10 protein-coding genes are annotated in these 10,729 nt (G+C 70.3%); 5 read left to right on the top strand and 5 right to left on the bottom strand.

What is annotated here, in order from left to right:
• Positions 1–84 precede the first annotated feature (84 nt).
• From ACWCRB_RS46690 to ACWCRB_RS46675, 4 genes are all read right to left on the bottom strand, one after another.
• Entirely contained in the window at positions 85–1,806 is a 1,722-nt protein-coding gene (locus ACWCRB_RS46690; protein ID WP_451001886.1) for an ABC transporter substrate-binding protein, read from the bottom strand.
• A 148-nt stretch (positions 1,807–1,954) separates the two neighbouring features.
• A complete protein-coding gene (locus ACWCRB_RS46685; RefSeq protein ID WP_327700321.1) occupies positions 1,955–2,047 on the bottom strand; it encodes an Ms4533A family Cys-rich leader peptide in 93 nt (30 codons plus the stop codon).
• A gap of 56 nt (positions 2,048–2,103) precedes the next feature.
• Positions 2,104–3,516 (bottom strand): DUF3152 domain-containing protein, encoded by a 1,413-nt coding sequence (locus tag ACWCRB_RS46680; protein WP_451001885.1) that lies wholly within the window; start codon positions 3,514–3,516, stop codon positions 2,104–2,106.
• Positions 3,517–3,524: 8 nt separating this feature from the next.
• Complete coding sequence (locus ACWCRB_RS46675) at positions 3,525–4,553, bottom strand: alpha/beta fold hydrolase (protein WP_451001884.1); 1,029 nt, start codon at positions 4,551–4,553, stop codon at positions 3,525–3,527.
• 167 nt (positions 4,554–4,720) lie between these two features.
• Between ACWCRB_RS46675 and ACWCRB_RS46670 the strand changes: the two genes are divergently transcribed.
• The 4 genes from ACWCRB_RS46670 (at position 4,721) to ACWCRB_RS46655 (ending at position 6,619) form a co-directional block, all read left to right on the top strand.
• The gene (locus tag ACWCRB_RS46670) at positions 4,721–4,957 is read left to right on the top strand and encodes a hypothetical protein (RefSeq protein WP_369036341.1); all 237 of its coding nucleotides are present in this window, start codon (positions 4,721–4,723) and stop codon (positions 4,955–4,957) included.
• Between the two features lie 206 nt (positions 4,958–5,163).
• Positions 5,164–5,805 carry a TetR/AcrR family transcriptional regulator gene (locus tag ACWCRB_RS46665; protein ID WP_235475001.1) on the top strand — a complete coding sequence of 214 codons (642 nt, stop codon included), beginning with the start codon at positions 5,164–5,166 and terminating at the stop codon, positions 5,803–5,805.
• Between the two features lie 135 nt (positions 5,806–5,940).
• Positions 5,941–6,168, top strand: coding sequence for a DUF3107 domain-containing protein (locus ACWCRB_RS46660; RefSeq protein WP_235475002.1), 228 nt, complete (start codon positions 5,941–5,943; stop codon positions 6,166–6,168).
• A 181-nt stretch (positions 6,169–6,349) separates the two neighbouring features.
• Positions 6,350–6,619 (top strand): hypothetical protein, encoded by a 270-nt coding sequence (locus ACWCRB_RS46655; RefSeq protein ID WP_451001883.1) that lies wholly within the window; start codon positions 6,350–6,352, stop codon positions 6,617–6,619.
• A 106-nt stretch (positions 6,620–6,725) separates the two neighbouring features.
• Here the strand turns inward: ACWCRB_RS46655 and ACWCRB_RS46650 are convergent, their stop codons facing one another.
• Positions 6,726–7,505, bottom strand: coding sequence for a ferritin-like fold-containing protein (locus ACWCRB_RS46650; RefSeq protein WP_451001882.1), 780 nt, complete (start codon positions 7,503–7,505; stop codon positions 6,726–6,728).
• A gap of 470 nt (positions 7,506–7,975) precedes the next feature.
• On the opposite strand from ACWCRB_RS46650, the gene ACWCRB_RS46645 reads away from it, so the two are divergent.
• Entirely contained in the window at positions 7,976–10,519 is a 2,544-nt protein-coding gene (locus tag ACWCRB_RS46645) for a DEAD/DEAH box helicase (protein ID WP_451001881.1), read from the top strand.
• Positions 10,520–10,729 lie beyond the last annotated feature (210 nt).

Genomic DNA, 10,729 nt, shown 5'->3' with positions numbered 1-10,729 from the left:
TGACGGACCCCCGAGCCCGCCGGGACGGGTGCCGTACCCGTCCCGGCGGCTTGGGAGGCGAGAAGAACCTCGCTCACGGCGTCGTCACTTCACCGCGACCTGGGAGATGTCCAGGACACCCGTCCAGTCGCTGATCACGATGTTCTTGACGTCCTTGCCGTACAGCCGCTTGTAGACGGGGTGGAACAGCGGCACGGTCAGCGCCTGCTCGCCGATCTTGCTGTCCAGTGCACCCCACCTCTTGGCGGCAGCGTCAAGATCGGTCAACTTGTTGATCGCGTCAATCTCGGCATTGACGGTCTTGTCATTGAGGAAGCCGGTGTTGAAGTTCGCGCCGTCCTTGACGATCTGTCGGCCGTCGAAGATCGGGGCGAGGAAGGGACCGCCGGAGGGCCAGTCGGCACCCCAGTGGGCGAGGAAGAACCCGGGCTCCTTGTTCACGTCGTGGATCGTGTCGGAGTAGTCGTTCTCCTCCAGCCCCTGCAGCTTGACCGTGATGCCGGCCTTCTTGAGCGCATCCTGGACGGCGGTCGCGATCTCCGGGCTGGTCTCGAAGTCCTTGGCGTTGGAGTGAGTGAGGGTGACGGTCATCCCGTTCGGGTAACCGGCCTCCTTCAGCAGTTCCTTGGCCTTCGCCGGGTTCCCGGAGGCACCCGCCGGGAAGTGGTCGTACGGCGTGTACCCGAAGGACTTCTGGTTCGGAAGGTAGGTGGTGGCGGCCTCGGCGAGCGACGATCCGCCGGCCGCGTTGATGACGCTCGTGCGGTCGATGGCGTACGAGATCGCCTGCCGCACCTTGATGTTGTCGAACGGCTTGGTCTTCGGGTTGAACGCTATGTAGTTGGTGTAGCCGAAGTGCCCGGTGCCGACGCGCGCGGCCAGTTCCTTGTCGCCGGTGACCTTGGCGAGTTCGGCCGGGCCGAGGTTGGTGTCCGTGGTCACGGACGCGGCGTCCGCCCCTTGGGACGCCGACAGCCGCTGGTTGATCACCGAGGAGTCGAGCCCGGACCGTACGTCGATCTTGTCGGGGTACGCCTTGCGCTCCGCGTCCGTGGCGGCCGACCAGTAGGTGTTGCGCTCCAGGATCAGCCGCTCGCCGTCGCCCTCGTTGCTGACGACCTTGTACGGCCCCGACGAGATCGGGTGCTCCTCGTACTTCGTACCGGTGTCCTTGGCCTTCGGGACCGGTGTGAACTGCGTCTGCGTGGCCAGGTAGGGGAACTCGCCCTCGGGCTTGTCGAGGTGGAAGACGATCGTGAGGTCGTCCGGCGTCTCGATCGCGTCGAGCCCCTTGCCCTTGTCCTTGTAGGGCCCCTGGTAGTCGGCGGCGCCGATCAGCCAGTCCCTCAAGTAGGGCGCGCCGCCGGAGAGTTCGGGGGCGAAGGAGCGCTCGATGCCGTACTTGATGTCGGCGCTGGTGATCGCCGTACCGTCCTCGTACTTGAGGCCCTTCTTCAGGGTGTACGTCCACACGGTCGCGTTCTCGCTCGGGCGCCCGGTGTCCGTGGCCAGGTCGGGGACGACCTCCGCGCCCGCCGCCCCGCTCTCGCGGTTGCGCGTGGTGAGCGTACGGAAGACGAGCGAGGGGACGTTTCCGCCGCCGGAGGTGTACAGCCGGGCGGGGTCGAAGTCGTCCTGCGGGTTGGAGTTGAGGACGGTGAGCGTGCCGCCCTTCTGCGGCTTGGAGTCGCCGCCCGCGCCCTTGGCATCGTTATCTTTCGGCCCGCACGCGGCGACGCCGGCGGCCAGGACCAGGCTGACGGACACCGCTGCCACGCGGCGCTTTCTGACGGACGGTTGGCGCATCGGAAGACGACCTCTCGAATGATGAGACGGAATGACGAGGAATGAGACGGAAGAGAACACACGTCTGCCCGGGCGTCGGGTCGCATCAGGTCGTGGTCGACCGAAGAAGGAGATGGTGAACGTCGCGACACGCACGCCGGGGCGGGTGTCAGCGACAGAGAATGTCTGCCACGCAGAGTGGGGTCACGCCGATCAGCGCCAGCTCAATGGCTGCGCGTTCGACAACATGACTAGACCACATGGGCAAAAATATGAACGAACTTTCCACCCGTGTCAACGTGACTTCTGAGCCACGGGTCAACTCCCGGGATACGGCCAGGCATTGGCCCGGCAGCGGATCCCGTCGTGGTTGAGGAACTTGGTCTGCTGCTGCATGACCGGAGCCAGCTCGCCGTCCTTGTCGCAGGTCACATGCCCATAGCCCAGCCGGTGGCCGACCTCGTGGTTGATCAGCATCTGCCGGTACGCGTAGATCTTCTTGTCGCCGTAGGTCTCGGACCCCTGTGCCCACCGATATGCGTTGATCATCACGCGCTCGGTGGCGGTCGAGTTGCAGGACACGTTGTCCTCGGTGGTGTCGAGCCCGGACTTGGCGCACCAGAAGGCGGTGGTGCCGGGGCTCGCCAGCGTGATCACGAAGTCGGGCTGGCCGGAGGAGATCCGCTCGAACGTACGACCACCGCCGTGGGCCCAACTGCGGTCGTCGTTGAGCGTCTTCTGCACGGCCTGCGCGAACAGCGTCCCGTCGAGCCCGAGCCCCTGCTCGACGTCCACGCGGTACGTGTACTTCTGCCCGGTCCCGGGCGCCTTGGCGAACCCGCGGATCGCGTCGAACTTCCCCGAGCCCTTGAGGGTCGCCCCGAGCGCGTACGTCTTGGCCATCTTCTGGTCGTACGTCAGTGTCGTGACCGCGGCCGGCGCGTCGGACGCGGAAGGAGCGGCGTCGCTGTCCGCCGCGGAGTCCTCGGAGCCCCGTGCGTCCTGGCCCGAGCCGTTCGCGGTCTGGGTGCGCACGCCACCGTCGTCGTCCTGGCCGTTGGTGACCTGCCCGGCCACGACGACCGCCAGCACGGTGGTGACGGCGGCAGCCGCGATCCCGGCGAACGCCCGGCCCTTGCCGCCGCCCTTGCCCTTGACGGGCTCGGCGGGCGGGACGTACCCGTCGCCCGCGTCGGCCTCGGACTCCCAGGTGGTGACGTCCCCGTAGGGATCGGCGGAGTGCCGCGCCCGGGCGCGCGGCGCGAAGAGGTCGACGTCCTCGGCGCCGGACGTACCGACTCCGTCAAAGGCGTCGACGTACGCCTGCCGAGGTCCTCGCGCGTTCGGGGGCGCGGAACGCTGACCCGGTATGGCCGGCCCGGCGCCGGGCCGCGTGCCCAACTCGCCCCAGCCGCCGCCGTTTTCCCGCTGCTCGGGATGCCCGCCTCCCCGGATGCGGGGAAAGCCGTGAGCAGGCGTCCCGTCCGGGAAACGCGGCGACCCGTGTGCCGGGGTGCCGTCGGGCAGACGCGGGAAGCCATGAGCGGGCGTACCTTCAGGAAACCTCTGAGGCGGGCCCTGTTGAGGCTGCTGCCGCTGTGGGGATTGCGGGCCCTGCTGAGGTCGCTGCCCTTGTCGAGGCTGCTGTCCCTGTTGAACCACGGGGATGTTCGCCGTGTCGCCCTTACTGGCGCTGCCGCCGGTACGGCCGCGGCGGCTGTGACGTCCCACCTCGCGTCTCAGCTCCCCGCGTTCGCGGCGCCGGCCCGGCTGCCGACGGTCCTCGCTGCCACAGTACCGGTATCCGCTGTCAACTCACCCGTGTCCCCGAGCAGTTCACGGAACGCCGCTGCCACCGTGTCCGGGTACTCCATCATCGCCACATGTCCGGCATCGGGCAGCGAGAGCAGCCGGGAGTCACGGAAGGTGCGTGCCGCCCGCTGGGCCATGCGGTAGGAGACGAGCTGGTCACGGCCGCCGTAGACGAGGAGCGTCGGCGCGAGCACCCGCTCGGCCTGGCGCCACAGACTGTGCTGGCCGCCGAGCGTGTACGCGTTCACGATCCCGCGTGAGGAACGCGTCATCGCGTCCCAGAAGTACGGCAGTTGCAGCCGTCGTTCCATCTCTTCGACCGCGTGGCGGAATCCCTCGGGTGTCACCTGCTCAGGATCCCCGTAGCAGAGCGCCGTGACGCCGCGGACGCGCTGTTCGGCGCTCCACTGCGCGGTCATCCGGGTGAACAGCCGGGCCACGCCGGGCAGGGCGAGCAGCGCGGTCGGCACCGCGGTGCGCTGCACGCGGACCTCCGGCAGCGCGGGCGAGACGAGCGTGAGCGTCCGGACGAGGTCGGGCCGCACCGCCGCGACGCGCGTCGACACCGCGCCGCCCATCGAGTTCCCGAACAGGTGCACGGGACCGCGCCCGGAGGCGTCGAGGTAGCGGATGACGGCACGCGCGTGCCCGGTGATCGAGTAGTCGCCGTCGTCCGGTGGCGGAGAGTCGCCGAAGCCCGGCAGGTCGAGCGCCTCACTGTCGACGGTCCCGTCGTGCAGCTGCATGAGCGCGGACCAGTTCTGCGAGGAACCGCCCAGGCCATGGACGTACAGCGCGGGAGGCAGTCCCTCGCGCGCGGGGGGCCGCGACCGCACGGTCAGGGTGATCCCCGGCAGCCCCACCGAGCGCAGCCGCTCACCCTCCGCGACCCTGACGGGCGCCACTTTCGGCAGCACATTGGTGGCCGGTACGTACGGCGGCTCGGTCGAAGACATGCGGCAATGTTACGAGACGATCACGCAGTGGTTCGTGTGTTCGGCGTCACAGGCGCGCGTCCCGCCCGTCCGGCACCCCGATGGCATGGCGTCCGGTCCCCATGTCTCCTAGGCTCATAACAGGGCACCCGCAGTTGGGCCACACACCCCCGGGAAGGGAGCCCAGCATGGCCGTCGACCCCACCGACCCCGAGACCTTCGAGGAGATCGAGGGCTTCGAGGACGGGGACAGCGCCACCGATATCGACGTCGAGGCCCCCGAGCGCGACGCCGCCGAGCAGCACACGGACGTCACCCAGCAGCACGACGCCCCGTTCACCGGCGAGAACACCGACCGCGCCAACGAGGCCGACCTCGCGGAACAGGCCCGCGTCGTGAAACTGGACGAGGACGACTACCGGTAGCCGCCACCACTGATACCGGTAACGCCACCGCTCTTCCGCCGCCGCTCCGCACCCAGCACAGGATTTGTTGCTATTTGACTAAATAGCCCGGAACATACAGTCCCTCGGTCGAGGAATTTCTGCGCTCGCACCGCGCACACCAGGGTTACCGAAAAGTACGATGGCCGCGCGGCGCACACCGCATGTGGACGAAATTGGGAGGCGGCGTGACAGCCATCGAGCAAACTGAGGCGGCACGCCCGCGGGGCACGCGGTTGCCGCGTCGCGCCCGACGGAATCAGCTGCTGGGCGCCGCCCAGGAAGTGTTCGTGGCGCAGGGCTACCACTCCGCCGCGATGGACGACATCGCCGAACGGGCGGGCGTCAGCAAGCCGGTGCTCTACCAGCACTTCCCGGGCAAGCTCGACCTCTACCTCGCCCTGCTGGACCAGCACTGCGAGGCACTGATCGAGTCGGTCCGTACGGCTCTGGCGTCGACCTCCGACAACAAGCAGCGCGTACGGGCGACGATGGACGCGTACTTCGCCTATGTAGAGGACGACGGCGGCGCATTCCGGCTGGTCTTCGAGTCGGACCTGACGAACGAGCCCGCCGTGCGCGAGCGCGTCGACAAGGTGACGAACGAGTGCGCGGAGGCGATCTGCGAGGTCATCGCCGAGGACACCGGTCTCTCGCGTCCGGAGTCGATGCTGCTCGCCTCCGGTCTGGGCGGCCTCTCCCAGGTGGTGGCGCGGTCCTGGCTGCACAGCGACCGCAGCGTGCCGCGCGATCAGGCGGTCCAGCTGCTGGCCTCGCTGGCCTGGCGCGGCATCGCCGGCTTCCCGCTGCACGGCACCGAGCACCACTGACCGCCCGTTTGTTCCCACCGGCTGTTCGCTCCTGGCGTTCCCGGGCGGAACATGTACGTCCCCTCACCGGGCTAATGTGTGCTGGGTACGGCGCGGATGCCCGCGCACTTCACTGACCGTCGGAGGGACATAGCCGTGGAGGTCAAGATCGGCGTGCAGCACGCGCCCCGCGAGATCGTTCTGGAGAGCGGTCAGAGCGCCGAGGAGGTCGAGCAGGCCGTAGCCGAGGCCCTGTCCGGCAAGTCGGCGCTGCTGAGCCTCGTGGACGACCACGGCCGCAAGGTCCTGGTACCGGCCGACCGTCTCGCGTACGTCGAGCTGGGCGAGCCGACGGCCCGCAAGGTGGGCTTCAGCGCGCTGTAGGGCACGTATCGATGTGCATGTGGGTGGGGCCCGGCGGTTCGAAACCGCCGGGCCCCACCCATGTGGTCGGCATTCACAGGTTGACCACACGTCACCCTTACAAGTGGGTTGCTCTCAGCAGGTCACGGGTATGACGGGCTGTGAACGTCACGCGCAGGCAGGCTGTGGGAGGGACCCCGACATGTTCTTGGAAGCACTCGGCTCCGCGATCCTCGGCCTCGCCCTGGCATGGGCGGCGGCCTACCGCCTGCCCGACCGTCTCCCGGCCCGCCCCCTGGTCCTGTCGACCGGCGTGGCCGGAGCCCTCTTCGGCGCCTTCGTCACGCACAGCGCGCTGGGCGCCGCCCACTTCGTACTGATCCTGCTGGGCGCGACGGCCGTCTCGGCAGCGTCGATCTCTCTTCTCCTGCGCCCTAAGGCAAGACTCCGCCGATCATCGGCAACGGCGTAAGCAGTAGCGCCCCAAAGGGGCGCGGGGCTGTGACATGTGCGGCTCCGCCGCGTGGGCGCGACCAGCCACAGCGGACCGGCAGACGACCGCCAACCCCGCGGAGCAGTTACGCGGCCAACCCCAACGCAGCCATCCGCTTGGTGTGCGCCTCAGTGATCCGGGAGAACATCCGCCCGACCTCCGCTAGGTCGAACCCGTCCGCGACGCCACCCACGAGCATCGTGGACAGCGCGTCCCGGTCGGCCACAACCCGCTGCGACTGCGACAAAGCCTCACCCATCAGCCGCCGCGCCCACAGCGCGAGCCGCCCACCCACGCGCGGGTCCGCGTCGATCGCGGCGCGCACCTTCTCGACGGCGAAGCTCGCGTGCCCGGTGTCGTCGAGGACCGCGAGCACCAGCCGACGGGTGTCCTCGTCGAGGCGGGCCGCGACCTCGCGGTAGAAGTCACTGGCGATCGAGTCACCGACGTACGCCTTGACGAGTCCCTCCAGCCAGTCGGAGGGCGCCGTCTGCTTGTGGAAGCCGTCGAGCGCGGCGACGAACGGCTCCATCGCCTGGGTCGCGTCGGCGCCGATCTCCGTGAGCCGGTCCCTGATCTGCTCGAAGTGGTGGAACTCCGCAGACGCCATCTTGGCCAGTTCCGACTTGTCGACGAGCGTCGGCGCGAGCTTCGCGTCCTCGGCGAGCCGCTCGAACGCCGCCAGCTCGCCGTACGCCAGCGCGCCGAGCAGGTCGACGACCGCGGCGCGGTACTGCGGGTCGGTGGCGGCCTGCGCCCAGTCCTGGGCGGCGATTCCGGTGAGTGCGGGAGCGGCTTCGGCCGCGGTTTCTGCGTGGGTTTCGGAGGTACCGGATGCGTTGTCAGGCGTCGTCATGAAGCGCACAATAGCCCGCCTGCCGCAAGGCGGAAGTCCCTGCTCAATCAGTGTGACGACCACTACGTGACCGAATCGGCCATCGCATGTGCGCGATTCCGGGGTATGGTGGTAATGCGCCCGCTGAGTTGAAAGACGTAGCTCGACGGGCCACACGAATGAGGATGCCCGGTCGGTGGCCCGATCGGCTCCGACCCGACAGCTCTCCACATCCGTACGGCACAGTGCGTACGGAATTCGGAGGGACCCTCAGCGGTACGAGCGCTCGAGCGTCGGCAGTGGTCCCGTGCCACTCGGCCCGCCCGTGAGGCGGCCGAAGTTTCCGGCACGGTCCCGACACGACCCCCGCGCTCGCCTCGCACCGCGTACACAGAAGAGGCATTGCCCTGACTACCACTTTCCGCGATCTCGGGATCCTTCCCGAGACGGCCGAGGCGCTTGAAGCCGTCGGCATCATCACCCCCTTTCCCATCCAGGAGATGACCCTCCCCGTCGCCCTCACCGGCACGGACGTCATCGGCCAGGCCAAGACCGGCACCGGCAAGACGCTCGGCTTCGGCCTCCCGCTCCTGGAGCGCGTGACCGTCCCCGCCGACGTCGAGGCCGGCCGTGCCAAGCCCGAGCAGCTCACCGAGGCCCCGCAGGCCCTCGTCGTCGTCCCGACGCGCGAGCTGTGCCAGCAGGTGACCAACGACCTGCTCACGGCCGGCAAGGTCCGTAACGTGCGCGTGCTCGCCATCTACGGCGGCCGGGCGTACGAGCCGCAGGTCGAGGCCCTCAAGAAGGGCGTCGACGTCGTCGTCGGCACCCCGGGGCGTCTTCTCGACCTCGCCGGCCAGAAGAAGCTGAACCTGGGCCACGTCCGCGCGCTCGTCCTCGACGAGGCCGACGAGATGCTCGACCTGGGCTTCCTGCCCGACGTCGAGAAGATCATGAACATGCTGCCGGCCCGCCGTCAGACGATGCTGTTCTCGGCGACCATGCCGGGCGCGGTCATCGGTCTCGCGCGCCGCTACATGTCGCAGCCCACGCACATCCGCGCCGCCGCGCCGGACGACGAGGGCAAGACAGTCGCGAACACCGCGCAGTACGTCTACCGCGCGCACAACATGGACAAGCCCGAGCTGGTCGCACGCATACTGCAGGCCGAGGGCCGGGGACTGGCCATGGTCTTCTGCCGCACGAAGCGCACGGCGGCCGATCTCGCCGACCAGCTCGCCCAGCGCGGCTTCGCCTCCGGCGCCGTCCACGGCGACCTCGGCCAGGGCGCCCGTGAGCAGGCGCTGCGCGCCTTCCGCAACGGCAAGGTCGACGTCCTCGTCTGCACGGACGTGGCCGCGCGCGGTATCGACGTCGAGGGCGTCACGCACGTCATCAACTACCAGTCTCCCGAAGAGGAGAAGACGTACCTGCACCGCATCGGCCGTACGGGCCGTGCGGGCGCCAAGGGCATCGCGATCACACTGGTCGACTGGGACGACATCCCGCGCTGGCAGCTGATCAACAAGGCGCTGGAGCTGAACTTCAACAACCCGCCGGAGACGTACTCCACGTCCCCGCACCTCTTCGAGGAACTGAGCATCCCGGCCGGCACCAAGGGTGTCCTGCCGCGCTCGGAGCGGACGCGCGCCGGCCTGGGCGCCGAGGAGGTCGAAGACCTCGGCGAGACAGGCGGACGCGGTGGCCCGCGCGGCCGCGGCGGCCGTTCCGGCCCGGCTGCCGCCTCCGCCCCGGCGGAGCGTGAGCGCCCGGCACGTACGCCGCGCAGTCGCCGCCGTACGCGTGGCGGCGCCGGCGCGGACGCGCCGACGACGCCGTCCACTCCGGTCACCGATGCCCTGGCCCCGTCCGAGCAGCCCGCAGAGCGCCGTACGCCGCGCCGCCGTCGCCGTACCCGCGGTGCGGCAGCGGAGCCGGTGGCGGCGTCCACGGCGACGTTCGTCGAGCCGTCGGCCGAGGCCGCCGTCGCGACGGCGGAGGGCACGACCCCCGAGGCGTCGGAGCAGCCGCGCCGCCGCCGCACCCGCAGGTCGGCGGAGCCCACGCCGGCCGAGGCCCTCGTCACCGAAGCCCCCGAGGCGGAAGCACCGGCAGAGCAGCCCCGCCGCCGCACCCGCAAGACGGCGGAGCCGACGCTGACCACCCCGGACCAGCTCACCCCGGCCGAGGCCCCGGAGGAGCAGCCGCGCCGCCGCACCCGTAAGACGGCGGAGCCGGTCGTCGACACCGCCGAGGCCACGACGGCACCGGCCGCGGAAGCCGCCGTGGACACGGCGGAGGGCGTCGAGGCCAAGCCGCGCCGTCGTACCGCCCGCAAGACGGCCGAGGCCGTCGCGGTCGAGGCCGTCGCGGAGAAGCCCCGCCGGACGCGCAAGGCAGCGGTGGCCGCCGAGGCCGTGGTCGACACCGTCGAGGCCAAGCCGCGCCGGACGACCGCCCGCAAGGCGACCGCCCCGGCCGCCGAGGCAGCCGTAGACACCGCCGAGGCGACCGAAGCCAAGCCCCGCCGCCGGACCACCCGCAAGGCCGCCGAACCGGCGGTCGTGGTGGAGACCGCCGAGATCCCGGCCCAGCCGACCTCGGCCGACACCCCGGAGCCGAAGCGCCGTACGACGCGCAAGGCGACGGCACCGGCCGCGGCGGAGATCGCCGTGGACACAGCGGAGGGCGTCGAGGCCAAGCCGCGTCGCCGCACGACCCGCAAGGCCGCCGAGGCCCCGGTCGTCGCTGAGGCGGAGGCCACGGAGCCGAAGCCGCGCCGGACCCGCAAGGCGACGGCAGCGGAGGTCACGGTCGACACCGTCGAGGCGACCGAGGTCAAGCCCCGCCGCCGTACGGCTCGCAAGGCCGTCGAGGTCGTCGCCGACATCCCGGCGCAGGCCGCAGACGAGGCCAAGCCGCGCCGCCGCACCCGTAAGGCCGCCGAACCGGCGGTCGTAGTGGAGGCGGCACCGGAGGCCGCCGAGGCGAAGCCGAGGCGGCGCGCCACCCGCAAGGCGACCACGGACACCGTGGAAGCCTGAGCACCAGCCACACCCCGACGGCCCGGCCCACCTCCCCAGGTGGCCGGGCCGTCGGCGTTCCCCGAGCCCTTGCACTTTCTCGCCCCCGCCGCCCCTACCCGTCCCATCCCTGGGGGCTGCGCCCCCAGACCCCCGCTCCGGCCCTGAACGGGCCTTGTCCTCAAACGCCGGACGGGCTAAAAGATCCAGCCCCGGCCGGCACCACTCAGC

This window comes from Streptomyces sp. NPDC002156 (assembly GCF_053593675.1).
The sequence above is the reverse complement of the archived record's forward strand: the minus strand, read 5'-3'. Positions and strand labels throughout refer to the sequence as shown.